General features: G+C 58.8%; 22 protein-coding genes. 6 read left to right on the top strand and 16 right to left on the bottom strand.

The features are described 5' to 3' along the window. Positions 1 to 122 precede the first annotated feature (122 nt). From ACWKWM_RS08220 to ACWKWM_RS08170, 11 genes are all read right to left on the bottom strand, one after another. On the bottom strand, positions 123 to 1,415 hold the full coding sequence (locus ACWKWM_RS08220; protein WP_483845674.1) for an adenylosuccinate synthase: 1,293 nt from the start codon (positions 1,413 to 1,415) through the stop codon (positions 123 to 125). 54 nt (positions 1,416 to 1,469) lie between these two features. Beyond that, positions 1,470 to 2,657: an ATP phosphoribosyltransferase regulatory subunit gene (locus ACWKWM_RS08215; protein WP_483845673.1), complete on the bottom strand. Its 1,188-nt coding sequence runs from the start codon at positions 2,655 to 2,657 to the stop codon at positions 1,470 to 1,472. A gap of 293 nt (positions 2,658 to 2,950) precedes the next feature. Beyond that, positions 2,951 to 3,820 carry a protease modulator HflC gene (hflC, locus tag ACWKWM_RS08210; RefSeq protein ID WP_483845672.1) on the bottom strand — a complete coding sequence of 290 codons (870 nt, stop codon included), beginning with the start codon at positions 3,818 to 3,820 and terminating at the stop codon, positions 2,951 to 2,953. Next, positions 3,820 to 4,992, bottom strand: a complete 1,173-nt coding sequence (gene hflK, locus ACWKWM_RS08205) for an FtsH protease activity modulator HflK (protein ID WP_483845671.1) — start codon at positions 4,990 to 4,992, stop codon at positions 3,820 to 3,822. The genes hflC and hflK overlap by 1 nt, the downstream gene beginning before the upstream one ends. A gap of 96 nt (positions 4,993 to 5,088) precedes the next feature. Further along, positions 5,089 to 6,390, bottom strand: coding sequence for a ribosome rescue GTPase HflX (gene hflX, locus ACWKWM_RS08200; RefSeq protein ID WP_483845670.1), 1,302 nt, complete (start codon positions 6,388 to 6,390; stop codon positions 5,089 to 5,091). Positions 6,391 to 6,402: 12 nt separating this feature from the next. Continuing rightward, a complete protein-coding gene (hfq, locus tag ACWKWM_RS08195; RefSeq protein ID WP_268799311.1) occupies positions 6,403 to 6,663 on the bottom strand; it encodes an RNA chaperone Hfq in 261 nt (86 codons plus the stop codon). Between the two features lie 92 nt (positions 6,664 to 6,755). Further along, positions 6,756 to 7,727, bottom strand: a complete 972-nt coding sequence (gene miaA / locus ACWKWM_RS08190; RefSeq protein ID WP_483845669.1) for a tRNA (adenosine(37)-N6)-dimethylallyltransferase MiaA — start codon at positions 7,725 to 7,727, stop codon at positions 6,756 to 6,758. Beyond that, a complete protein-coding gene (mutL, locus tag ACWKWM_RS08185; RefSeq protein ID WP_483845828.1) occupies positions 7,727 to 9,664 on the bottom strand; it encodes a DNA mismatch repair endonuclease MutL in 1,938 nt (645 codons plus the stop codon). Before mutL ends, miaA begins: the two co-directional genes overlap by 1 nt. Before the next feature lie 38 nt (positions 9,665 to 9,702). Continuing rightward, positions 9,703 to 11,127, bottom strand: coding sequence for an N-acetylmuramoyl-L-alanine amidase (locus ACWKWM_RS08180; RefSeq protein ID WP_483845668.1), 1,425 nt, complete (start codon positions 11,125 to 11,127; stop codon positions 9,703 to 9,705). Positions 11,128 to 11,141: 14 nt separating this feature from the next. Then, the gene (gene tsaE / locus ACWKWM_RS08175; RefSeq protein WP_483845667.1) at positions 11,142 to 11,612 is read right to left on the bottom strand and encodes a tRNA (adenosine(37)-N6)-threonylcarbamoyltransferase complex ATPase subunit type 1 TsaE; all 471 of its coding nucleotides are present in this window, start codon (positions 11,610 to 11,612) and stop codon (positions 11,142 to 11,144) included. After that, a complete protein-coding gene (locus ACWKWM_RS08170) occupies positions 11,600 to 13,096 on the bottom strand; it encodes an NAD(P)H-hydrate dehydratase (RefSeq protein ID WP_483845666.1) in 1,497 nt (498 codons plus the stop codon). Before ACWKWM_RS08170 ends, tsaE begins: the two co-directional genes overlap by 13 nt. Positions 13,097 to 13,158: 62 nt before the next feature. Between ACWKWM_RS08170 and queG the strand changes: the two genes are divergently transcribed. Further along, complete coding sequence (gene queG, locus ACWKWM_RS08165) at positions 13,159 to 14,268, top strand: tRNA epoxyqueuosine(34) reductase QueG (RefSeq protein WP_483845665.1); 1,110 nt, start codon at positions 13,159 to 13,161, stop codon at positions 14,266 to 14,268. A gap of 60 nt (positions 14,269 to 14,328) precedes the next feature. On the opposite strand, the gene ACWKWM_RS08160 is transcribed toward queG, so the two are convergent. Beyond that, a complete protein-coding gene (locus tag ACWKWM_RS08160; protein ID WP_483845664.1) occupies positions 14,329 to 14,940 on the bottom strand; it encodes a trimeric intracellular cation channel family protein in 612 nt (203 codons plus the stop codon). A gap of 8 nt (positions 14,941 to 14,948) precedes the next feature. Beyond that, positions 14,949 to 15,485: an oligoribonuclease gene (gene orn, locus ACWKWM_RS08155; RefSeq protein WP_483845663.1), complete on the bottom strand. Its 537-nt coding sequence runs from the start codon at positions 15,483 to 15,485 to the stop codon at positions 14,949 to 14,951. A 114-nt stretch (positions 15,486 to 15,599) separates the two neighbouring features. Here orn and rsgA point away from each other — a divergent pair, with 114 nt between their 5' ends. Beyond that, positions 15,600 to 16,631: a small ribosomal subunit biogenesis GTPase RsgA gene (gene rsgA / locus ACWKWM_RS08150; RefSeq protein WP_483845662.1), complete on the top strand. Its 1,032-nt coding sequence runs from the start codon at positions 15,600 to 15,602 to the stop codon at positions 16,629 to 16,631. A 177-nt stretch (positions 16,632 to 16,808) separates the two neighbouring features. Here the strand turns inward: rsgA and motB are convergent, their stop codons facing one another. Together motB and motA are read right to left on the bottom strand one after the other, a co-directional pair. After that, on the bottom strand, positions 16,809 to 17,846 hold the full coding sequence (gene motB / locus ACWKWM_RS08145; protein ID WP_483845661.1) for a flagellar motor protein MotB: 1,038 nt from the start codon (positions 17,844 to 17,846) through the stop codon (positions 16,809 to 16,811). 3 nt (positions 17,847 to 17,849) lie between these two features. Continuing rightward, positions 17,850 to 18,701 (bottom strand): flagellar motor stator protein MotA, encoded by an 852-nt coding sequence (gene motA, locus ACWKWM_RS08140; RefSeq protein WP_483845660.1) that lies wholly within the window; start codon positions 18,699 to 18,701, stop codon positions 17,850 to 17,852. A gap of 211 nt (positions 18,702 to 18,912) precedes the next feature. On the opposite strand from motA, the gene ACWKWM_RS08135 reads away from it, so the two are divergent. From ACWKWM_RS08135 to ACWKWM_RS08120, 4 genes are all read left to right on the top strand, one after another. Beyond that, positions 18,913 to 20,451, top strand: coding sequence for an HDOD domain-containing protein (locus ACWKWM_RS08135; protein ID WP_483845659.1), 1,539 nt, complete (start codon positions 18,913 to 18,915; stop codon positions 20,449 to 20,451). Between the two features lie 46 nt (positions 20,452 to 20,497). After that, the gene (gene rhdA / locus ACWKWM_RS08130) at positions 20,498 to 21,313 is read left to right on the top strand and encodes a thiosulfate sulfurtransferase (protein ID WP_483845658.1); all 816 of its coding nucleotides are present in this window, start codon (positions 20,498 to 20,500) and stop codon (positions 21,311 to 21,313) included. A gap of 68 nt (positions 21,314 to 21,381) precedes the next feature. Beyond that, positions 21,382 to 22,251 (top strand): archaetidylserine decarboxylase, encoded by an 870-nt coding sequence (asd, locus tag ACWKWM_RS08125; protein ID WP_483845827.1) that lies wholly within the window; start codon positions 21,382 to 21,384, stop codon positions 22,249 to 22,251. A gap of 278 nt (positions 22,252 to 22,529) precedes the next feature. After that, entirely contained in the window at positions 22,530 to 24,308 is a 1,779-nt protein-coding gene (locus ACWKWM_RS08120; RefSeq protein ID WP_483845657.1) for a molecular chaperone, read from the top strand. Positions 24,309 to 24,418: 110 nt separating this feature from the next. On the opposite strand, the gene serB is transcribed toward ACWKWM_RS08120, so the two are convergent. Beyond that, positions 24,419 to 25,633: a phosphoserine phosphatase SerB gene (serB, locus tag ACWKWM_RS08115; protein WP_483845656.1), complete on the bottom strand. Its 1,215-nt coding sequence runs from the start codon at positions 25,631 to 25,633 to the stop codon at positions 24,419 to 24,421. Between the last annotated feature and the right edge of the window lie 20 nt (positions 25,634 to 25,653).

Genomic DNA, 25,653 nt, shown 5'->3' with positions numbered 1-25,653 from the left:
AAAATGATGGCATCTTTTCTGACGGTTTCTACAGCAAGTGCCGTGCCGTTGCGGGCAACGAAATAATTCGGGCAAAACAAAGGGCCGCCTGGGCGACCCTTTGTTTGTATTTCAACGGCTTATCAGGCGAATGGATGACGCAGAACGATGGTTTCGTTGCGATCCGGCCCCGTCGAAATAATGTCGATCGGCGCGCCAACCAGCTCTTCCAGACGCTTGATGTAAGCACGAGCGTTAGCCGGCAGCTCTTCCAGGGTCTTGGCGCCCAAGGTCGACTCGGACCAGCCTGGAATTTGCTCGTACACCGGCTCAAGGCCGATATAGCTGTCAGCGTCGGTCGGCGCGTCAATCACAGCGCCGTTTTCGTTCTTGTAGCCCACACAGATGTTGATGGTTTCAAGACCGTCGAGCACGTCCAGCTTGGTCAGGCAGATGCCCGAGATGCTGTTGATTTCGATAGCGCGACGCAGGATCACCGCATCGAACCAGCCGCAACGGCGGGCACGGCCAGTGGTAGCACCGAACTCGTGGCCACGCTTGGCCAGGAATGCACCGATGTCGTCGAACAGTTCAGTCGGGAACGGACCTGAACCCACGCGCGTGGTGTAAGCCTTGGTGATGCCCAGGATGTAATCCAGGTACATCGGCCCCATGCCCGAACCGGTAGCGATACCGCCAGCGGTGGTGTTGGAGCTGGTCACGTACGGATAGGTGCCGTGGTCGATGTCCAGCAACGAACCTTGAGCGCCTTCGAACATGATGTCTTTGCCAGCGCGACGCATGTCGTGCAGCGCAGCGGTGACGTCCAGCATCATTGGCTTGAGCAGCTCGGCGTATTCCATGCACTCGTCGAGTGTCTTCTGGAAATCGATCGCCGGCTCTTTGTAGTAATTGACCAGAACGAAGTTGTGGTAGTCCAGCAACTCGCCCAGCTTGGCCGCGAAACGCTCGCGATGGAAAAGGTCGCCGATGCGCAAACCGCGACGTGCAACCTTGTCTTCGTACGCAGGGCCGATGCCGCGACCGGTCGTACCGATCTTGTGCTCGCCACGGGCCTTTTCACGGGCCTGGTCCAGCGCGACGTGGTAGGACAGGATCAGCGGGCAGGACGGGCTGATGCGCAGACGCTCGCGCACCGGAATGCCTTTCTCTTCCAGCTTGGTGATTTCGCGCATCAGTGCATCAGGCGCAACCACGACACCGTTGCCGATCAGGCACTGAACGCCTTCGCGCAGAACACCGGACGGAATCAGGTGCAGAACGGTTTTTTCGCCGTCGATCACCAGGGTGTGACCAGCGTTGTGGCCGCCTTGATAGCGCACTACCGCAGTAGCGTGTTCGGTCAGCAGATCAACGATCTTGCCTTTGCCCTCATCACCCCATTGGGTGCCCAGGACTACGACATTCTTACCCATTTCACTTGTCCTCATTCACGCAAACTTGGTGCCGGCGGCGGCCGGCAGGGAAACTCAAGAGACCAGCGGCATTACCTGCCAGTGCTCGCCATGCTGAATCAATTGCCGGTCGCAATCGGCCTCGCGCGCTGCCGAGACCTGTTGGCCGGGCAACGCCTGAACCACTCGCTGACCTTCGCTGCGAAGCTGGCAAACGGTCTGCCAGAGCGCAGCATCAGTGTTGTCAGGCATCCAGATACCGCCAGACGGTAGCTCGATCTGTGCCTGCCCCAACGTGACCAGGGTTTTCAAATCGGTAGAGAAGCCCGTCGCCGGACGCGCCCTGCCGAAGTCTGCACCGATATCGTCGTAACGACCGCCCTGGGCGATCGACTGACCGACACTCGGCACGAATACCGCAAACACCACACCAGTATGGTAGTGGTAACCGCGCAACTCACCGAGGTCGAAATACAACGGCATGTCCGGGAAGCGCGCCGACAGCCGCTCGGCGATTTCCTGCAGGTCGTCCAGCGCTTCGATGACTGGCGCGGGCGCCTTGGCCAAACGATCGCGGGCGGCGGCCAACACATCACGTCCACCACACAGATCGACCAGCGCGCGGAGCATCGTAGCCAGATCGTCAGGAAGAGTGGCGGTCAGGGCAACCACTTCATCAATTGCCTTGCGCTGCAGCGCATCGAACAACTGTTGCTCGACCTCGCCCGACAGACCGGCGGCACGAGCCAGACCACGATAGATACCGACATGGCCCAGGTCCATATGGACGTCAGGCACATCGGCCAGTTTTAACATGGCCAGCATCAGGCTAATGACTTCGACGTCGCTGGTCGGACTGGCATCGCCGTACAACTCGGCGCCCAACTGGATCGGACTGCGTGACGAAGACAACGCACGCGGCTGAGCATGAAGCACGCTACCGGCATAACACAGACGGCTTGGACCTTCGCGACGCAAGGTGTGCGCATCGATGCGGGCAACCTGCGGCGTGATATCCGCCCGGAACCCCATCTGCCGACCCGACTGCGGATCAACGACTTTGAAGGTGCGCAGATCCAGATCCGAGCCAGCGCCCGTGAGCAGTGATTCAAGGTATTCGATATGCGGGGTGACGACGAACTCATAGCCCCAGCTTTGAAACAGATCCAACACCTGACGACGCGCCACTTCTATGCGCGCAGCTTCCGGCGGCAGTACTTCTTCGATGCCATCCGGCAGCAGCCAGCGGTCAACCGTTGCCATTACGCCTTTCCCCTATCATCCGGGCGGCCACAACCCTTGGGCGAGCCTTGAGTGAAGCAGACAGCGGCCCCTCGCGATCAGGCTCATGCTTTGGACACGAACCACCAATCGGAAGCTACCGCCACTGTCCTCGAAAAAACTGCCGCGCACGAAACACGCCACGGCCAATCAATCGTGCAGACGCAAAAAAGCCGGGAATTTCCCGGCTGCCGCATCATACACACGTTTTACCGCGTGATCACCCCGCCAGACGGTTTTTGCCGCCCGGCGGAGCTCTCAAGCACCGTTAAAAGCTACGGTTTGGCTTTCTCAAGATAGCGAAAGAAATCGCTGCTTGGGTCCAGCACCATCACGTCACTTTTGTTGGCAAAGCTCTCACGGTAGGCACGCAAGCTACGATAGAAGGAGTAAAACTCCTGATCCTGACCGTAGGCCTTGGAGTAGATCGCCGATGCTTGTGCGTCGCCATCACCACGGGCCTCTTCAGACTCACGATAGGCTTCTGCCAGCAACACGCGACGCTGACGATCAGCGTCGGCACGAATGCCTTCCGCCAGCTCGTTACCTTTGGCGCGGTGCTCGCGGGCTTCACGCTCACGCTCGGTGCTCATACGCTCGAACACGCTGCGGTTCACTTCTTTTGGCAAGTCGATGGCCTTGACCCGTACGTCGATGACTTCGATGCCCAGTTCTTTCTCGGCCATCTTGTTCAACGAAGAAGTAATGTCCGCCATCAGTGCGTCCCGCTCACCCGACACAGCTTCGTGCAGAGTGCGCTTACCAAACTGGTCACGCAGGCCCGATTCGAGACGGCGCGACAGACGTTCATCGGCAATTTGCTTGAGGCCGGATGTCGCAGTGTAGAAACGCTCAGCGTCCTTCACGCGCCATTTGGCGTAGGCATCCACCATGACGGCTTTCTTTTCCAGGGTCAGGAAACGCTGGGTTGGCGCATCGAGGGTCAGCAAGCGACCGTCGAATTTGCGCACCTGGTTCACATAGGGAACCTTCACGTGCAGACCTGGTGGAACATCAGCCTGAACCACACGACCGAACTGCAGCAAAACCGCACGTTCAGTTTGCGAAACGATGTAGACGCTGTTCCATGCGACGACGGCCAGTACGACACAGACGATCAGAGCGACCAGAGATTTATTGCTCATCAGCGAGTCTCCCTAGTACGCGTGTCGCGTTGCTGTTGCATGTCCGCTGCTCTTGAACCTGGATCAACGACTGTCGCCGCTGCGCCCGTTGAAGCGGGTGCGCCGTTACGGCCACTTTCAATCATTTTGTCCAATGGCAGATAAAGCAGGTTGTTCTGACCTTTGTCGCCGGTCACGAGCACCTTGCTTGTATTGCTGAAGACTTCCTGCATGGTGTCCAGATACAGACGTTCACGCGTGACTTCCGGTGCCTTGCGATACTCGGCGACCAGCTTGGTGAAGCGGTCTGCCTCACCTTTGGCGCGAGACACGACTTCGTCGCGATAGCCGTTGGCGTCCTCGACAATACGCTGAGCCTGACCACGGGCTTCCGGAATTACACCGTTTGCGTAGGTTTCAGCCTGGTTACGCGAACGTTGCTCGTCTTCACGGGCGCGGATCACGTCATCGAACGCTTCCTGAACTTCACGCGGCGCCGCAGCGCTTTGCACGTTCACCTGAGTCACGGAAATACCCGTGCGATACGTGTCCAGGAACCGTTGCAGGCGCTCCTTGATCTCACTGGCCATCAATTCACGACCTTCGGTGAGCACCTGGTCCATTGCGGTCGAACCGACAACATGGCGCAGGGCACTTTCAGTCGCGTGCTGCAGGCTGACTTCCGGCTGATCAACGTTCAGCACGAAGTCCTGCAAATTAGTGATTTTGTACTGCACGGTCAGCGGCACTTCGACGATGTTTTCGTCTTCGGTGAGCATCTGGCCTTGCTTGCTGTACGCACGTTCACGTGTCACGTTTTCGAGGTACTTGCGATCAAACGGCGGGAAGTAAATGTTCAGACCCGGACCGACCGTTTCGTAATACTTGCCGAAGCGCAGCACTACAGCTTGCTCCTGCTCGTCGACCACGTAGATAGCGTTGTAAAGCCATACCGCGAGAAGCACGACAAGGCCGATACCGAGCAGGCCAAGGCCACCACCTCTTCGAGAACCGCCGCCACCGCCACCATCGCTACTGCGTTTCTTACCACCACCGAACAACCCATTCAGGCTTTCCTGCAGCTTTCGGAAGGCCTCGTCGAGATCTGGTGGCCCCTTGCGGTCGCCGCCCTTGCGCTTACCACCCCAAGGATCCTGATTATTCGAGTTGCCACCCGGCTCATTCCAAGCCATAGCGCTCTCCATCTGATAAAGCAAAGACGCGCCCACGGCGCGCCGACCAATGCTACAGAATGCCTGCGAAAGCGATACAACCGCTTTCTCAGGCTTTTATTGCAAAGTGTGTTGCTCGATGAATTCCAGCGGCTGCAGTCCTTCGCGACTCACCAGGCGATTGAATTCAACTCGCGGTAAACGTACTGCCAACAGGCTTGTGCCTTCTTCGTCGTGCTCTTCGCTCTGCACTGCACCCAGTTGGAAAAACTGAGCCCGCAGTCGAGCAAAACCCTGAGTCAAGCGCAAGGTGCCGATGAACAAATCGTCACCCAGCAGCTCGGAAATAGCTTGCTTGAGCAGATCCAGACCGCGACCATCGCGGGCTGAAACCCATACCCGCTGCGGCTTGCCATCGGGATCGCGCTGGATCTGAGGCTCGACCCCTTCAAGCAGATCGAGTTTGTTATAGACCTCCAGTATCGGCAAGTCCTGCGCCCCGATCTCGCCCAGCACCGCCATGACCTGCTCAATCTGTTCCATACGATCAGGCTCGTGAGAGTCAATCACATGCAAAAGAAGGTTGGAGTTGCTCGACTCTTCGAGCGTCGCGCGAAAGGCTTCGACCAATTTATGTGGCAGATGGCGGATGAATCCCACCGTATCGGCCAGCACGATCGGCCCCAGGTCTTTAAGTTCGAGGCGGCGCAGAGTGGGGTCGAGGGTCGCGAACAGCTGATCCGCTGCATAGACGTCGGAATCGGTGACCGCGTTGAACAGCGTAGATTTGCCAGCGTTGGTATAGCCCACCAATGAAACGGTGGGGATATCTGCTCGCGAGCGGCCGCGGCGCGCCTGATCACGCTGACTGCGAACCTTTTCCAAGCGGCCTTTGATCTGCCGCAAACGAACACGCAGCAGGCGACGGTCTGTTTCGAGCTGGGTTTCACCCGGACCGCGCATGCCGATGCCGCCGCCCTGGCGCTCAAGGTGAGTCCAGCCGCGGACAAGACGGGTACTCATGTGCTCGAGCTGTGCCAGCTCGACCTGCAATTTGCCTTCATGAGTACGCGCACGCTGCGCGAAAATGTCGAGAATCAGGCCCGTACGGTCAAGCACGCGACACTCGAAAACGCGTTCGAGGTTGCGTTCCTGACTGGGCGTAAGGACGTGATTGAAGATGACGATGTCGATCTTTTCGGCTTTGACCTGGTCGCGTAACTCTTCGACCTTGCCACTGCCAATCAGATACTTGGCCGTTGGCCGATGCCGTGGCACGCTGATAAACGCGACGGTATCGGCGCCGGCCGATAGAGCAAGTTCCTGGAACTCCTGCGGATCTTCGCGCGCCTCAGGGTCCTGACCATCCAAGTGAACGAGGATAGCCCGCTCACCACCACCGTGGCGCTCAAAGAACAAAGCAGACTCCTATCAGGCGTTACCTGGCTCAACGTCACCCGCTTCGGATTCGGTTGCGCTAGGCAGACGAATTGGACGAACCGGAACGACAGTAGAGATGGCGTGCTTATAAACCATTTGGCTGACAGTGTTTTTCAGCAAAATGACGAACTGGTCGAAAGACTCGATCGTGCCTTGCAGCTTGATACCGTTTACCAGATAGATCGAAACCCCAACCTTTTCTTTACGCAAAGTGTTCAGGTAAGGGTCTTGTAGCGAATGCCCTTTTGACATGTGCCGCACTCCTTTAAGGATCAATAGAATAATTCGAAAATTTTTTTGCTCGGGCCGCTTACCCCCCAAGGATAGACGGCTATTGCAAGGACTCAGCTCAATATGGAGACCGATCCCAAGTATTTCAAGGCGCGTGGCAGATTGTCGCAAGCCAGGCTGTCCAACCAGTGCAGATTTTCCCAGCTTCGCAACCAGGTAAATTGCCTTTTGGCCAACTGCCTCGTGGCGATGATGCCTCGTTCCTGCATCTCGTCGTGGGTCAGTTTGCCGTCCAGATGATCCCAGACCTGGCGGTACCCTACAGCTCTTATTGACGGCAAGTTCGAGTGCAAGTCACCCCTCGAGCGTAACGCCACAACTTCCTCTACGAATCCTTGGTCAAGCATTTGCGTAAAACGTTGCGCGATGCGGTCATGCAATACCTTGCGATCCACTGGAGCGATCGCCAGATTCGCGACAGTATAGGGCAATTGATGACGCCCCGAAGCGGCTGCTTCAGTACTTTGCGCACTTTGTTGCTCGCGGTGTGCGGTCATGCTCAATCCGCTCACCCGATAGACTTCCAGCGCACGAGACAATCGCTGCGGGTCGTTGGGATGAATCCGCGCCGCTGACACCGGATCAATCGCCGCCAAATCATCGTGTAACGCCTGCCATCCTCTGCTTGCAGCCTCTGCTTCGAGCTGTGCGCGGATTTCAAGGTTTGCAGCCGGCATGTCCGCCAAGCCATCCAATAGAGCCTTGAAATACAACATCGTGCCGCCTACCAGCAACGGAATTTTCCCGCGCGCGGTGATTTCGGCCATGGCGCTCAAGGCATCCCTGCGAAAGTCCGCGGCGGAGTAGCTCTGCGAGGGGTCGAGGATATCGATCAATCGATGTGGAAACTTGTCCAGAAGCGCTTTGGAGGGCTTAGCCGTGCCGATGTCCATACCGCGATAGACCAGTGCCGAATCAACGCTGATCAATTCGCACGGCAGCACTTTGGTCAGCTCGATGGCCAGGTCCGTTTTACCTGCGGCGGTTGGCCCCATCAAGAAGATGGCGGGAGGCAAAGCGCTCATCAGCGGCCACGCAGGAAGAGTTTGTCGAGATCGTCCAACCCCAATTGGGTCCAGGTCGGCCTACCGTGATTGCATTGACCGCTGCGCTCGGTGTTTTCCATGTCACGCAGCAGGCCGTTCATTTCGGGGATAGCGAGACGTCGATTCGCCCGAATCGCGCCATGACAGGCCATGGTGCCGAGCAGCTCGTTCATGTGGGCCTGCACCCGATCACTGGTGCCGTATTCCATCAAGTCGGCCAACACGTCCTGAACCAGTCGATTGGCTTCGGCTTGTTTGAGCAGCGCGGGTATCTGCCGAATTGCCAGGGTTTCCGGGCCCAAGCGCTGCAACTCAAACCCCAGTTGCTGGAAGGTTGCGATGTGCTCTTCTGCGCAGTCCGCCTCACGCTGACTGACTGCCAACGACTCGGGGACGAGCAAGGGCTGACCGCTCAATCCTTCGCTGGCCATGGCAATTTTCAGTCGCTCATACATGATCCGCTCGTGAGCGGCATGCATGTCTACCAGCACCAGCCCGTGGGCGTTCTCGGCCAGGATATAAATGCCCTTGAGCTGGGCGAGCGCATAACCCAGAGGAGGAATGTCACCAGTGGACTCAGGCAGCGCAACCGAAGCAGCGCCCAGTTCAACGCCTTGAGCGCTCGGCAGCGGAGCAAAGAACTCGCGATACGCGGCTTGGGCTTCAGCCGCCGGCAATACCGAGGACGGACGCGGCGTGTACTGATACTGATAACCAGCGCCGGCGCCTGAGCCTGCCGGCCTGTCCAAAGGATCGGCTGGTGGCTGCTCAAGCAAACTGTTGGCAAGGCCCATCTCACCCTGAGGCCCGAATTCACCAGCTTCCGGGCCGGTCGGACGTACCAGCGCAGTGACCGATGTAGTGCCTGCCAGTTGATCTTCCGGACGCACGTCACCCAATGCACGATGCAGCGTGCCGTATAGAAAGTCGTGGACCATGCGCCCGTCACGAAAACGCACTTCGTGCTTGGTCGGGTGAACGTTGACGTCGACCACAGCCGGATCAACTTCGAAGAACAGCACGAAGGTCGGATGGCGACCATTGAACAGTACATCGCGATACGCCTGGCGGACCGCATGGGCAACCAGCTTGTCGCGCACTGCCCGGCCGTTGACGAAGAAATACTGCAGGTCGGCCTGGCTGCGCGAAAAGGTCGGCAACCCGACCCATCCCCACAACTTCAGGCCATTGCGATCAATCTCGATGGGCAGCGCCTGTTCCAGAAACCCAGCCCCACAGATGGCCGAGACTCGCCGCGCGCGGGCAACGTCATCGTGGGCTTCGTGCAGGCTGAGGATGGTTTTGCCGTTGTGCCGCAGGTGGAAGGCCACGTCGAAACGCGCCAGCGCCATGCGCTTGATGACTTCCTGCAGATGATCAAACTCAGTCTTCTCGGCTTTCAGAAACTTACGTCGGGCAGGCGTATTGAAGAACAGATCGCGCACCTCCACAGACGTGCCAACCGGATGCGCTGCCGGCTGAACCCGCGAGGCCATATCACGCCCTTCGGTTTCCACCTGCCAGGCTTGATCGGCATCGCGCGTACGAGAAGTCAGCGTAAGGCGTGCGACCGAGCTGATTGACGCCAATGCCTCGCCGCGAAAACCCAGGCTCATTACGCGCTCAAGGTCTTCCAGGTCGCGAATCTTGCTGGTGGCATGTCGCGCCAGCGCCAGCGGCAGGTCATCGGAAGAAATACCGCCGCCGTCGTCGCGCACGCGCAGTAACTTGATGCCGGCCTGCTCGACGTCGATATCAATGCGCCGCGCGCCGGAATCGAGGCTGTTTTCCAGCAGCTCCTTGATCACCGAAGCTGGACGCTCAACGACCTCGCCGGCCGCAATCTGGTTCGCCAGACGCGGGCTGAGCAGTTCGATGCGTGCGGTCTTGGCCCCGGGATTGTCTGGCTGCGTCACGGCTGCCTCGAATCCTGACTCATCCAGCAAGAGATCGGTCACGGTTCACCCGCCAACGCCGTGCTGGGGATCTTCAAGTCCTGACCGATTTTCAGTTCGTCGGATTTCAATTCATTGGCGTTGCGCAGTGCGCCCGTGGTCAAGTCGTAACGCGCGGCGAGCATTGCCAGCGTTTCACCAGGACGCACGACATGGTTACGCGGCCCCATGGCAAGTTTGCCGGTGTCGCGCAGCCAGGCGATATAGGTGCCTTGTGGCGGATTTTGCTGGAAGAACTGCTTCACGCCAGCGGTAATCGAGCGCGCCAATGCCTGCTGATGACTGGCGCCTTCAAGCTTGTTCGCTTCTGCTGCGTTGGAGATGAACCCGGTTTCGACCAGAATCGACGGGATGTCAGGCGATTTCAGCACCATGAATCCCGCCTGCTCAACGCGGGATTTGTGTAGAGAAGTCACTCGCCCGATGTTGCTCAAGACCTTCTGCCCAACGTTCAAGCTGGAAGTCAGCGAAGCAGTCATCGAAAGATCGAGCAACACGCCTGCAAGCATTCGGTCCTTGTCGTCCAGGCTCACAGCGCCAGCACCACCGATCAGGTCGGAACGGTTTTCACTGTCTGCCAACCAACGAGCGGTCTCGGACGTGGCGCCGCGCTCGGACAGCGCAAACACTGAGGCGCCGAAGGCGGCAGAGGACGGCGCAGCATCGGCGTGGATTGATACAAACAGGTCAGCGCCCTTGGCACGGGCGATTTCCGTACGCTTGCGCAGCGGGATGAAGTAGTCGCCAGTACGCGTCAATTCAGCGCGATAGCCTTTTTCAGAGCTGATCTGACGCTGCAATTCCTTGGCAATCGCCAGCACCACGTTTTTCTCTTTCTGCCCGCGTCCGCCAGAGGCGCCCGGGTCCTCGCCACCGTGGCCGGCGTCGATCACCACCACGATGTCGCGCTTGCCGTTTGGCACAGGCGTCAGCTTGATTTCTGGTTTGGCAGGGCTTACCGGCACGGCAGGCGCGGTGTTTGCGGCTGTGTCCGGCACGGTGGAGATTGGCGTGGGATTGGCGTCAGCGGCGTTGTCGAACAGATCGACCACCAGACGGTTGCCGTACTGCTGGTTGGGCGCCAAGGTGAAGCTTTTCGGGGTCACGGCCTTTTTCAGGTCGATGACCACACGCAGGCTGTCCGGGGTGCGTTGCGCTGAACGCATGCTGGTAATGGGCGTATTGGCGGTGCCGACGTTCAGCGAGCCGCCCAATGTAGCGCCGTTGATGTCGATGACCAGACGATCAGGCGATTCGAGAGTAAACACGCTGGCCTGAACCGGGCCGGACAGGTCGAAAACCAACCGAGTGTTATCCGGTGCGCGCCATAAGCGGACACTTCGTACCTGTGAAGCGGCGAACGCATCGATGGCCAATGTCGTCAGCAACAGCCCTATCACAGTAACCAGCGCGCGCATGCGCATACCTAACCCCATATCTATTTGAATTCCAAAGCCAAAGCGGCACACCAAGCCTCGCCACGTGAGCCTTCCGGGCTCAAAGTCAGCGCTCGACCGTCAGCGTGCGGCCCAATGGTAATGGTCATGTCCGGCTTTGGCAAAAAGCCTGCACCCAGACCGGGCCACTCAATCAGACAGAGCGCTTCTCCTTCGAAATAATCGCGGATGCCCAGGAATTCTAGCTCTTCTGGATCAACAAGTCGGTAAAGATCAAAGTGATACGCGCGATATCTCCCAATTTCGTAAGGTTCTACCAGCGTAAATGTCGGACTTTTTACCGCGCCAACATGGCCCAGCCCTCGGATGATTCCACGCGAAAGCGTGGTCTTGCCCGCACCCAGATCGCCCTCCAGAAAAATAATCCCATTGCCATCAGTGACTTGAGCGATTTTCTCGCCAAATGCCGTCATGGCGTCTTCACCCACAAGGTGCAGGGTTAGCTCAGACACGGTTGTTGCTCCTCCAGCAGCGCACGAATAACAGGAATCAGATCAGCGGCTGCCAAGCCACGGCCAAGCTGGCCCAGTTGCTCCCCAGCCTTGGCGTGCAGCCAGACCGCGAGACAGGCAGCGTCGAACGGTGACATCTTTTGCGCCAGCAACGCCCCGATGACGCCGGACAGCACATCGCCGAGCCCGCCCGTTGCCATAGCCGGATGACCGTGGTCACACAAAGCAAGCTTACCTGCGGGGTTTGCGATCAGACTGCCCGTACCTTTAAGCACGCATACGGCATTGAATTTCTGCGCCAGGGCGCGCGCAGCTTTTGGGCGATCAGCCTGAATTTCTTTAGTACTGACGCCGAGCAAGCGCGCCGCTTCGCCGGGATGCGGTGTGATGACGCAATTCTTGGGCAACTGGACCCAGCCTTGGGCCAGTTGATTGAGCGCGTCGGCATCCCATACCTGCGGGCGATCAGCATTGGCCGCCGCCGATAACAGGCTGCGCCCCCAACTGTGCTGACCCATGCCGGGGCCGACGACCAGCACGGTCGCGGGCTCGATCAGCGCCATCATCTGATTGGCCGAGCTGATGCCCGCGCTCATGACCTCAGGAAACCGAACCAGCGCAGCCGGGACATGCTCAGGCCGGGTCGCCAGTGTGACCATCCCCGCGCCGCTGCGCAGCGTACTTTCGGTGGACAGCAGCGCCGCGCCGCCAAAGCCATGGTCGCCGCCAATCACCAGCACACGGCCGAACATGCCTTTGTGCGCAGTGCGAGGACGCGGCGCCAGAGTCGGCAAATTGAAGGTATCGAGGCGTTTCACGCTCACCGGGGTGGCGGCGACGATCGCAGGATCGGCCTGGAGGTCGTCGAACACCAACTCGCCCACCAGGTCCGCTGCATCGCCGGTAAACAGTCCGATTTTCAGCCCAATAAAGGTGATGGTGATATCTGCGCGTACCGCCATGCCCAACGTGCGCCCTGTGTCGGCGCTCAACCCTGAAGGGATATCAATCGATGCAACCGGCGAACCGCTGTCATTGATGGCCTGAATCGCACCCGCATAGGGTTCGCGGACTTCGCCGTTAAGGCCGGTGCCAAGCAACGCGTCCAGCACCACGCCGTCCAGCGCTTGTTGTTTCCAGGGGTGAACATCGACGCCAGTGCCAAGCGCTTCTTTATAAGCGTCCTGGGCATCGCCGGTCAGGCCTGATGAATCGCCGACGGCCAACACCTTGACCAGCCAGCCTGCACGTTGCGCCAACGCGGCCACCAGATAGCCGTCACCTGCGTTATTACCGCGCCCCGCCAACACGGTCATTTGCCCGGCGTCCGGCCAGCGTCGACGCACTGCACGCCAGGCTGCGTGGGCAGCACGCTGCATCAATTGCAGCCCCGGCGTGCCCGCTGCGATGAGGCGTGAGTCGAGATCGCGCACCTGCGCGGCGTCGTACAGTGCGTCGGGTAATTGGGGTTTGCTGTGCAACATACGTTTATGAGCTCCGATGTCTGGCAGAATTATACGCACCTGCGCCCCGGTGTCCTCTCTGCATGACCGCTATTACTGTTGATCCGTCCTCCCCTTCAACGTCGTTGACGACCGCTGAACTGAACGACCTCGCCGAGTCCATCAAGGCGTGGGGCCGTGAGCTGGGCTTTCAACAGGTCGGCATCTCGGGGCTGGATCTGGCCGAGCATGAACAGCACCTCGAGCGCTGGCTCGACGCCGGTTATCACGGCGAGATGGACTATATGGCAGCCCATGGCAGCAAACGTTCGCACCCGGACCAATTGGTACCTGGGACACTGCGCGTGGTATCCCTGCGCATGGACTACCTGCCGGGCGACACCGAAATGGCGCACCGCCTGACTGAACCGGAAAAAGCCTACGTCTCGCGCTACGCCCTGGGCCGCGACTACCACAAGCTGATTCGCAAGCGCGTGCAGCAACTGGCCGAGCGTATTCAGCAGGCGATTGGGCCCTTTGGCTTTCGGGCGTTCGTCGACAGTGCGCCGGTGCTGGAAAAGGCGATTGCCGAGCAAGCGGGATTGGGCTGGATAGGCAAGAACACGCTGGTGCTCAATCGCAAGGCCGGGAGTTACTTCTTCCTGAGCGAGCTGTTCGTCGATCTGCCTTTGCCGGCCGATCAGCCCCACTCCACCGAACATTGCGGCCGTTGCACCGCCTGTCTCGATATCTGCCCCACTAACGCGTTTGTCGGTCCGTACGTGCTGGATGCGCGACGTTGTATTTCTTACCTGACCATCGAGCTGAAAACTTCTATTCCGGAAGAGCTGCGCTCAATGATCGGCAATCGGGTGTTCGGTTGCGATGATTGTCAGATTGTCTGCCCGTGGAATCGCTTCGCTCGGCCAACCGATCAAAACGATTTCAAACCGCGCCACAACCTCGATAACGCAGGTTTGGCAGAGCTGTTTTTGTGGGACGAAGAAACATTTCTGAGCAAAACCGAAGGCTCACCCTTGCGTCGGGCGGGGTATGAGCGCTGGCTGAGGAATCTGGCGGTGGGACTGGGTAATGCGCCATCGACGATTCCGGTGCTGGAGGCTTTGGGGTCGCGTCGGGAACATCCGTCAGAAATGGTGCGCGAGCATGTGGAGTGGGCGTTGCGGCAGCATAAAGCGCGGGCCCGCGAATGAATCCTGCATGGAGGGTCAGGCAAACCGCGTTGCGAGCTTCGCGGGCAAGGCGCTTCTACATCAATGCCCATCCTTGTAAACGAACTTGGGCATTTCCCAGCGGTATTTGATCGCCAGCAAGCGCAACAACAAGCCGCCTGACAGGGTAATCAACGTGCCCTGCTCCACCGGCAAGCCGAAGTATTGGCACAGCAAAAAGCACCAGGCCGCTGCGAACGACACGCTGGCGTATAGCTCACGACGGAAGATCAACGGGATGTCGTTGCAGAAGATATCGCGCAAGATCCCGCCAAATACCCCGGTAATCACACCGCTGACCGCAGCAATCACCAGACCATGGCCCATGTCCAGCGCGGTGGTACAACCGATCACCGTGAAAGCCACCAGCCCCAGCGCATCCAGCACCAGAAACAGCGAGCGCAGATGGCGCATCAGCGGCGCAAGCAAGATGGTCATCAGCGCCGCGAAGCAGGTCAGCATCAAGTACTCGGGATGCTTGACCCACGTCAGCGGGTAGTGCCCCAGCAGTACATCGCGCATCGAGCCGCCACCCAACGCGGTGACGGAGGCGATCAGCACCACGCCGAACCAGTCCATGCCGCGACGCCCGGCCGACAGCGCGCCGGTCATGGCTTCTGCGGTGATCGCGATCAAATAGAGCATCAACAACATAGTGGCGCTCAGACCTTGATGAAGTGCTCGCGATAGAACTGCAGTTCGGCAATGGATTCACGAATGTCATCCAGCGCCAGATGCGTGCTGCCCTTCTTGAATTTCAGCTCAGGCGACCAGCGCGCAGCCAGCTCCTTGAGCGTCGAGACGTCCAGGTTGCGATAGTGAAAATAGTTTTCCAGGGCGGGCATGCGCTTATAAAGGAAGCGACGGTCCTGGCAGATGCTGTTGCCGCAGATCGGCGAGCTGCGTTCCGGCACCCATTGTTTGATGAAGTCCAGTGTCATCGCCTGGGCTTCATCGTTGGAAATTTTGCTTTCGCGAACCCGCTGGGTCAGGCCAGAGCCGCCGTGCTGGCGGGTGTTCCACTCATCCATGCCAGCCAGCAGTTCATCGCTTTGGTGTACAGCGATCACCGGGCCTTCGGCCAGCGTGTTCAGTTCGCTGTCGGTGATGATGGTCGCCATCTCGATGATGACGTCGTTATCGGGGTCCAGACCGGTCATTTCCAGGTCGATCCAGATAAGATTTTGCTTGCTCTGCATATGTAGGCTCCTCAACGTAGGCGCGCAGTTTAGCCCAAGCAGGCATGCTAGACTCCTTCGCGCTTCACACTATCAGCTGCATTTCGCGACATAAAAACGGAACACTGAACACCCATGGCCAAACGCCAACTCAATCGTCGTCAGAACTGGCGCATCGAAAAAATCCAGGGCGAGCGTGCAGCCCGCGCTGCCAAGCGTGAAACCCTGACCCTGGAGTCGCTTGAAGGCGGCGATCTCGGCCCCGAGCAAACCGGGCTGGTGATTGCGCACTTCGGCGTGCAGGTAGAAGTAGAGGCGCAGGAAGGCGACCTGAGCGGTCAGGTTTTCCGCTGTCACTTGCGGGCGAACCTGCCAGCGCTGGTGACCGGTGATCGCGTGGTCTGGCGCGCCGGCAATCAGGGCATTGGCGTCATCGTCGCGCAACTGCCGCGAACCACCGAGCTGTGCCGCCCGGACAGCCGCGGCCAGCTCAAGCCAGTGGCGTCCAACGTCGATCTGATCGTGATTGTGTTCGCGCCGATGCCCGAGCCTCACGCCAACCTGATCGACCGGTATCTGGTAGCCGCCGAGCATGCGGGGATTCACCCGCTCCTGCTGCTGAACAAATTCGACTTGATCGATGATCAGAACGCCCCGGCGCTGAATGCGCTGTTAGCGGTGTATCGCACCCTGGGTTATCCGGTGCTGGAAGTATCGGCGCATCACGGCGATGGCATGCAGCAGTTGCAGGCGCAACTGGATGGGCACATCAGCGTGTTCGTTGGCCAATCGGGCGTGGGCAAGTCCTCGTTGGTGAACAGCCTGCTGCCGGAAGTCGGCACCCGTGTCGGGCCGCTGTCGGAGCTGTCCGGCCAGGGCACACACACCACGACCACCGCGCGCTTGTTTCACTTCCCCAACGGCGGCGACCTGATCGACTCCCCCGGTATTCGCGAGTTCGGTTTGGGCCACGTCAGCCGTGCGGATGTCGAAGCGGGTTTTATCGAGTTCAACGACCTGATCGGCACTTGCCGCTTTCGCGACTGCAAGCATGATCGCGAACCGGGCTGCGCACTGCTCCAGGCGCTGGACGACGGCCGCGTGCAACAACAACGCATGAACAGCTATCGCTCGATCATCGCCAGCTTGCCGGAGAGTAGTTACTGATCGACGCTGGCCTGTAGGAGCCAACTTGTTGGCGAGATCGACACCGCGCCGTGTCAGCTCAGGACGCCTCGCGAACAAGTTCGCTCCTACACGTTGACGCGTTTGATCAATGATCCGCGCAGTCAACGCACATAAAAACGCCGCGATCATCGCGGCGTTTTTTATTGCGTCAAAACCCTAGTTCTTGGTCTCTTCGACCTTCAGTGTGCCCTGCTCGAAGATGTTCAGCTTTTGCCGAATTTCATGGGGCTGGGCGTAGGCTTGCGGATCAACGGTGGGCGTCGAGATAGAAGCGCCAGGTTTGGCGTCAGGAGCCGGCGCTTTGGGCGCATCCGGCGTTTGCGGCGCTTCACCTACGTTCTGCGAGCCTTCAATCTTCTGCTGCGCCTTTTTGGTCATGACCACGATATCGATGCGGCGGTTGATCGGGCTTGTCGGATGCTCCTTGTCATAGAGCGCCGACGAGGCATAACCCACTACCCGCGCGACCTGAGGATCCGGATACCCCCCCGCGACCAGCGCACGACGGGCTGCGTTGGCGCGGCCGGCCGACAGTTCCCAGTTACCAAAACCGTTATTGCCCACATATGGCGTCGCATCGGTGTGACCACTGACGCTGATCTTGTTCGGCACCGCTTTAATGGTGTCAGCCATGGCCAGCAGGATGTCTTCGAAATACGGTTTCAGACGCGCGCTGCCTATGTCGAACATGGGCCGGTTGTCGGCGTCCATGATCTGAATGCGCAAGCCATCCTGGGTGATCTCGAACAAAATCTGATCTTTGAATTTCTGCAACTGCGGATTTTCGTTGACCTTGTTTTGCAGCTCTTGCAGCAGCATTTCAAGGCGCTCCTGCTCAACTTGCTCGGCCTGTTGAGCTGCCGCTTCTTGAGTGTCTGCTTCGATCGGCACACTGTCAGGCGCCGGTGTGGACTTGATCTCCGGATTCAGCGTCTGGTCGGGGGACATCTCCGGCGAGCCGCCCAAATCGATCACATAAGGCGAGCCGCTGTCGGAAAAACCGACCGGATCCTTGAAATAACCGGCAATCGCAACCAACTGCTCCGGGGTGGCCGACGACATCAGCCACAGCACCAGAAAAAACGCCATCATCGCTGTCGCAAAGTCAGCGAAGGCGATTTTCCAGGCGCCGCCGTGATGGCCGCCGCCGTAGCGCTTGACACGCTTGATTATGATCGGCTGGTTATTTTCCATGGTTCAGCGACCGCGAACTGCTTGTTCCAGCTCGCTGAAGCTGGGGCGATGCGCTGGATACAGCACCTTGCGACCGAACTCCACGGCCAGCGAAGGCGGCACGCCGGAAGCCGAAGCAACCAGAGACGCCTTGATCGATTCAAAGACGTTCATTTCTTCCTTGGCATCGTGCGCCAGGGAAGTGGCCAGCGGCCCGAAGAAACCGTAAGCCGCCAGGATACCGAAGAAGGTACCGACCAACGCCGCGCCAACGTGCATACCGATAGCTGCCTTGTCACCGGAACCCAGCGAGGCCATGGTCACAACGATACCGAGTACTGCAGCGACAATACCGAAACCGGGCATGGCGTCCGCGACACCGGTCACCGCGTGGGAAGGATGTTCAAGCTCTTCCTTCATGCTCAACAGCTCCATGTCGAACAGACCTTCCAGTTCGTGCGGAGCCATGTTGCCGGACGACATGATGCGCAGGTAATCGCAGATGAAGGCGATCATGCGAGTGTCTTTCAGGACACTTGGGTATTTGGTGAAAATCGGGCTGTTCTCGGGTTCTTCAATGTCCCCTTCAATCGCCATCATGCCTTCGCGGCGGCTCTTGTTGAGGATCTCGTAGATCAGGCCCAGGACTTCAAGGTAGAACGCATGAGTGAAGCGCGTCCCGAACATCTTCAGGGATTTTTTGATGACGAGCATGGTCATGTAGCCAGGGTTCGCCTGCAAGAACGCACCCAACGCCGCCCCGCCGATGATCATCACCTCGTAAGGTTGAATCAGCGCGGCGATCTGGCCGTGGGACAGGACGTATCCGCCGAGTACACTCGCGAAAACGACGATGATGCCGATAATTTTTGCCATAGATAATGAATACTTACTGAGTCGGGTTCATGGTCATGTTTCGCAGGAGTGTCAAAACTCTTGTTCTACATATCGGCCTGACTGCGCCAGACTGTAGGCAAGCAGCGCGAAAAAACCCCGTGGCAGACAGCACGCGGGGTTCACTGCGAGGGCCAGCATGATGCCAGTATTGGACTTCATTCAAAACCATCCAGCCGTACGGGATTCCTGAATGCAATCAGAAACATCGTCACCACGGCCCGTCCCAAAGACACTCGACGCCTGGATCAAGCAACTCGATGACATCGCATTGCCGGTGCCTGCGGCTGCGCACGCAAGGGTGCGTGCGGCACTGAATGACAGTCGTCGCTCGATTCGCGATATTGCTGAAATGATGCAGGCCAGTCCTGCCCTGGTGTTGAGCGTGCTGCGCGAAGCCAATCATCACAGCAGCGGCGGCTTTTCCGAACCCGCCGAGAGCCTGGAAGTGGCGATCAATCGGCTGGGTCTGGCGCGCACTGAAACATTGCTCGCCCGCCTGCCCGCAATCGATGAGCGCGACATCCCACCCGCCCTGCGGCAACTGCAGATGGTCAGTCAGCACGCTACCCAGCAAGCCACGGGCTTATTTGCCAATCAGTTAGCTCGGCTTTGGCAAGATATTCATCTTGGCAGTTTGCTGTTTTTGTCGCCGCTTTGGCCGTTGGCGCTTGCCCATCCCAAACTGCTGGAAGAGTGGGAACTGCGGGTCATTCATAAGGGCGAATGCGCGAAAAAAACTGAAAAGGCTCTGTTTGGCATTCGTTTGATAGTCCTGTGCAAAGCGATTGCCGCACATTGGCATCTGCCAATGTGGGTGATGCGTGGCTATCAGTTGATGATCGGCGAGCAGCGCAATCTGGTGAAGGTGCTGCGTATCGCCCATGAAAATGACGATCCACTCATACAACAGCAGCGCCTGGATGCAGACCTGCCCCTGCAACGCTGGCTGAACCAGCCTGCCAACACCATCTTGCTGGCGAACGGACTGGCGCTCTCGGCGCAATACGCCTGGAACAGCCCTCATAACTTGCGCTGGGCGTTGTTGACCAGCCTGTATCTGCAACAACCGTTGGCGAGCGTTCAACAACAAATCCACCAAAATGCTGCTAGCAGTGCTCGATCGCACGCAGGTGTCGGCGTCTGGCATCCGGCTGAAGCGCTGCTGTGGCCGTGGGAAACGCGGCGCGTCCACAAGGGCCTGCTGGCTGCACCGGCGCCATCTACCGAGGCGCTGCAGGACTGGCGCAAGCAATGCGCGCAACTGTTGAAGGAGCCAAGTCCGTTCAGTAACGCTATGAATCTGACCTCATTCGCCCGGGATGCGCTGCTCGCCTGTGGCATGCAGCGGGTGATGCTGTTGATGATCGACCGAAAGATTGATGCCCTGTGCGTTCATCAAACGGCAGGGCTGGATAAGTCCGCCGCCTCCCTGCTGATACCGATCAAAGACAGCACCGTGCTGCAACGTCTGCTGGCCCAGGCGACTCAACTGCGCCTGACGCCCGCCAATAACGCACAATTCTCGGCACTGCTACCGGCCAGCCTCCGGGGGCAGTTCAGCGGGGAAAACCTGTTGATCCGCTCGCTCGCCAGTAATGGCCGGGTGATGATGCTGTTGGTCGCCGATCAAGGGGGTGGACTGTTGTCAGAAATTTCCGTGCAGGCCTTCGGAAAAACGTCGCAATGCATTGAGAAAGCGCTAACGACGTTTAGCCATCGCAATGCTTGACGCCTGAGCTACAATTCGCCTCTTTTGACGATCTGGAGACCTCTTTATGTCTGCCTTTTCAGGCTTGCCGCTGGTGATTGAACCCAGCGAACTCCAGGCACGGCTTGGCGCTTCAGAGCTGATACTCGTGGACCTGACCAGTAGCGCCCGCTACGAGGCCGGACACATTCCCGGCGCACATTTTGTGGACCCCAAACGTACTCAACTGGGTCAGGCGCCGGCTCCCGGCCTGCTGCCAACCCTGCCGGAGCTGCAAGCACTGTTCGGTGAATTGGGCCATAACCCAAACGCTGTTTATGTGGTTTATGACGACGAAGGCGGCGGCTGGGCCGGACGTTTCATCTGGTTGCTCGACGTGATCGGCCATCACCAATACCACTACCTCGATGGCGGCTTGCTCGCCTGGCAAGCCGCGGGTTTGCCCTTGTCCAACGAGGTCCCTGCCGCCGTCGGTGGTCCAGTCACGCTGACCCTGCACGACGAGCCGACCGCGACCCGTGAATACCTGCAAAGCCGCCTTGGCGCTGAAGACCTCGCGATCTGGGACGCTCGCGGCCCGACCGAGTACTCCGGAGAGAAGGTCGTTGCGGCCAAAGGCGGCCACATTCCCGGCGCCGTGAACTTCGAATGGACAGCCGGCATGGACCCTGCCCGCCAGCTGCGGATTCGCAAGGACATGCCGCAAATCCTCGAAAGTCTCGGCATCACGCCGGATAAGGAAGTCATTACCCATTGCCAGACCCATCACCGCTCCGGCTTCACCTATTTGGTGGCAAAAGCCCTGGGCTACCCGCGGGTCAAGGGCTACGCCGGTTCGTGGGGCGAATGGGGTAATCACCCGGACACACCGGTCGAGCGCTGACATCCGACCGTAATGCGGCGCCTTCCCGTGACCGGAGCGCGCCTTCAACCCAAGAACATGGTTTAGGAATTCTGATGAAACAGCGTCTGTTTATCTTCTTTCAATACGTACTCCCTCACCACTTGTTGTCGCGATTGGCCGGCTGCGTGGCCGAATGCCGCGTGCGCTGGTTCAAGAATGCATTCACTCAGTGGTTCGCGCGCCGTTATCAGGTCGATATGTCGCAGGCGCTGGTGGAAGACGTCACCGCATACGAGCACTTCAATGCATTTTTCACCCGCGCCCTGAAACCCGGCGCACGCCCGCTCGACCCAACTCCCGGAGCGATCCTGTGCCCGGCCGATGGCGCCGTCAGCCAACTGGGCACCATCGAGCACGGTCGGATCTTCCAGGCCAAGGGCCACAGCTTCAGCACGCTTGAGTTGTTGGGTGGCGACTCGCGCTTGTCTGCGCCGTTCATGGGCGGGGAGTTCGCCACAATTTACTTGTCGCCCAAGGACTACCACCGCGTGCACATGCCGCTGGCCGGGACGTTGCGCGAAATGGTCTACGTGCCCGGGCGTATTTTCTCGGTTAACCAGACAACAGCCGAAAACGTACCTGAGCTGTTTGCCCGCAACGAGCGAGTGGTTTGCCTGTTCGATACCGAGCGCGGTCCGATGGCCGTTGTGCTGGTCGGCGCCATGATTGTGGCGTCCATTGAAACGGTCTGGGCTGGATTGGTGACGCCGCCCAAGCGCGAACTGAAAACCACCCGCTACGATGAAGCCGCTCGCGGCCCCATTCATCTGGAAAAAGGCGCTGAGCTGGGCCGCTTCAAGTTGGGCTCCACGGCCATCGTGCTGTTTGGCCCAGGTCAGGTTAAGTGGGCCGAACAGTTGGTTGCAGGCTCCCCGACTCAAATGGGCCAGGCACTGGCACTTCCCGTTCAGGCTTGATTCTTGCGTTTGATTGTTCTGGCAGCATTTTACTGACGCGCGCCTTTGGAAGGGCGTCGTCAGCATCGTCACGGGGCTGAAGTATCGGCGCCGATACACTGTGGATTCGATCTTCGGGCTGCTAGCGCTAACCGATGCTGCTAAAGTCCAACATCGGTGCTGTAGGAATATTCGCTTTCGACTGTCGTAAGGCGGATGGCATTACAGGGCAAGACGTACTGCTTACATCAGTTTCAAGCCGCCGTTCGGGCCCGTAGTTGTTGGAGTCAGCCTGTCACATGAGTAATTTAAGTCTCCCACTGTTGTTGCGCGCACCTGTGCCGACGCAGTCGAGCCTGTCATTCTGCGACGCGACACCCAAGGACTTGAAGCGCTGGATAGCAACGCTGCCTAAAGCCAACCTCGGGGAAATGGCACGTCAGCTCTATCAAGGCCTCGGCGAACTGAATCAATTACTCACACCCAGCGACAATCGCCTGCAACTGCTCGAACTGCTGCGGCCCGAGGTGTATTACGTCTGTAATCACCTGGAGCGGCACTTTCTCAATCAGTCGGTGGTGCTCGAAGAACGCCCGCGCAAAGTCGCCAACTTATGCCAGGCCCTGCAAAACCATTTGGCGATCGGCTACAAGCAAATCATCGCTCGAATCGCGCCCAAACTGACCAAAGACCGCACGTCCTTGCTGACGACAGCCTTGCAGCGCGCGCTGCATTGCCTCAATGGCCCGTTGATTCGCGCCAATCAACTGTATTGTCCTGTTCAGGATGGTTTGTGGCTTGAGCTGCATCAGATTTATCAAATCGCCCGACATAGCAAACTGCAAAACATACAGGTAGCCGATAATCTGGCCCTGCATACCCGCACGCTGTCGGTCGAACAGACTTACGTCATAGCGCTGCTGATGGGGAGCTCGCGCTGCAATCAGATGCGCCAGCACAACATCGGCCGGTTGGCCGAAGTGCTCGACGCGTGGAGCTCGTTGGTCAAGCTGCAATCGCCCGCCGAAGAATCCAGCCTGTTTGCGCTGGCCCCTACCGCAGATGCCGCGCCGCGCTACAAATCCCTTTACACACCAGAGCAACTGCCGAACCTGCTGGGGATAAACCCGCTGGCGTTAGCCGCCGCTATTCAGCGCTATCTGGAGACGCCAGCAGATCAGCGCTCCGAGTCCACTCTGACCGTGCCGACAGGCTTTTCAGCTGATCTGCTGCAGCACTTGGCTGCAGCGTGGGGCGATGTATCCGAACGCGCCTTTCAGCGCACACCAGGTCAGGGCTCGCTGACGCTGTGCGTCGGAATGAGCGCGCTGCACTACTTCATCAGTGGTGAAAAATCTTTCAGCGATGTGTTGCAGTTGCCCGTTGTCAGCAAGCCCGCCGATTTCAGCCTGCAACCGCTACCATCAGGGAAACTCAACGCCTGGGGACACGTGAAGGATGATCTGAGGCCCAGCCACGGTTTGGCCCATGAGGAAATCCAGTATCGACCTGCCGAGGACGGAGCGGGCAGCGCCTTGGATAATCAACAGAGCTTCCCCACCTACAGTTTGAGTATTGTGAACCACAGCCCTGGCGGGTATTGCCTGGCATGGGCGAAGGAAGTCCCGGATCAATTGCAGGCTGGGGAGATGGTCGGCATTTACGATCCTGGGCAGGGTTGGAGTATCGCGACTGTGCGCTGGGTCAGGCAGGTTCGTAGCGGCGGCATGCAGATGGGCATTGAGCTGATCGCGCCCTTTGCCCAGGCCTGCGGGCTGCAACTGCTGCGTACTGAGCACAAAAGCCAGTATTTGCGTGCGCTGCTGTTACCAGAGGTGCGCGCCATCGATGTGCCGCCGACGGTCATGGCGCCGCGTTTGCCGTTTGAGGAAGGCAGCAAGGTGTTGATCAATACCAGCGGTCAGGAACGACGCGCAGGCCTGAGCAAGCGCCGCTCGACCACCGGCAGCTATAACCAGTTTGAATACCAGATCCATGAAGGGCCGAAAAAAGTGGATGCCGCACCCGACGATTCAGAGCCGGAGCAAGAGTTCGATTCGCTGTGGGGCGTGCTTTAGGCTTTTTGGAAGAGCTGAAGAGCTCCGCCATGCTGCGATAGGGCACGTCTGATACACCTCAATCGCAGCCTGGCGGAGCTCGTCAGTTCCTACACGGACGGTGCCAATTTTCAGCCGCGTCCTTCGCGATCACGAAAGCCCAGCAGGTATAAAACCCCATCCAGACCCAGCGTTGAAATCGCCTGCTTGGCCGACTGCTTGACCAGCGGTTTGGCGCGGAACGCAACGCCCAGCCCGGCTATTGCCAGCATCGGCAAATCATTGGCTCCATCTCCGACGGCGATGGTCTGCTCCAGACTCAAACCTTCTTTGGCTGCCAGTTCGCGCAGCAAATCGGCTTTGCGCTGCGCATCGACAATCGGCTCGATAGCATTGCCGGTGCACTTGCCATCGACCACTTCCAGTTCGTTGGCGAACACATAGTCGATACCGAGCCTGGCCTGGATCTGCCGGGCGAAGTAGGTGAAGCCACCGGACAGGATCGCCGTCTTGTAACCGAGTCGCTTGAGTTCGGCGAACAGGTTTTCGGCGCCTTCGGTCAAGCGCAGCGAAGCACCGATTTCGTCCAGCACACTGACATCAAGGCCCTTGAGCAGCGCCATCCGCTCTTTGAAGCTTGCCTTGAAGTCCAGTTCGCCACGCATTGCGCGCTCGGTGATCTCGGAAACACGCTCGCCAACACCGTGGGCTTTAGCCAGTTCATCGATCACTTCGGCTTCGATCAGCGTCGAGTCCATATCGAAAACTGCGAGACGACGGTTGCGGCGGAACAGGGAGTCTTGCTGGAACGCGATGTCCACATTGAGTTCTTGCGCCACACGCAGAAATTCCGCTTGCATCGCTTTCGGATCAGCTGGCTCGCCACGCACCGAAAACTCGACGCAGCCTTTACCTTGATCAGCCGGGGTGTCGAGCGGCATACGCCCAGACAGTCGATCGATGTGATCGATGTTCAGACCGTATTTGGCGGTGATGGCGCTGACACGCTGCAACTGTTCGGCCGTAACCTTGCGCGTCAGCAACGTAACGATGTGACGCGCCTTGCCTTGCCCTTCGACCCAATGCTGATAGTCGTCTTCCGAAACCGCCGTAAACCGGACCTGTTGGTCGAGTTTGTACGCCGTGAACAGAATGTCTTTGAGCACTGAGGAGCCTTGTTCGGTCCCTGGAATTTCAACCAGAATGCCGAACGACAGCGTGTCATGGATCACTGCCTGACCGATGTCCAGAATGTTCACGCCACCCTGGGCAAGCACACCGGTAATGGCCGCAGTGAGACCTGGACGGTCGAGACCTGTGATGTTTATCAGGACAATTTCGCGCAAGGCGCACCCCCGCAGTGGAA

It is taken from the genome of Pseudomonas rosaeacicularis, assembly GCF_057128745.1.
The sequence above is the reverse complement of the archived record's forward strand: the minus strand, read 5'-3'. Positions and strand labels throughout refer to the sequence as shown.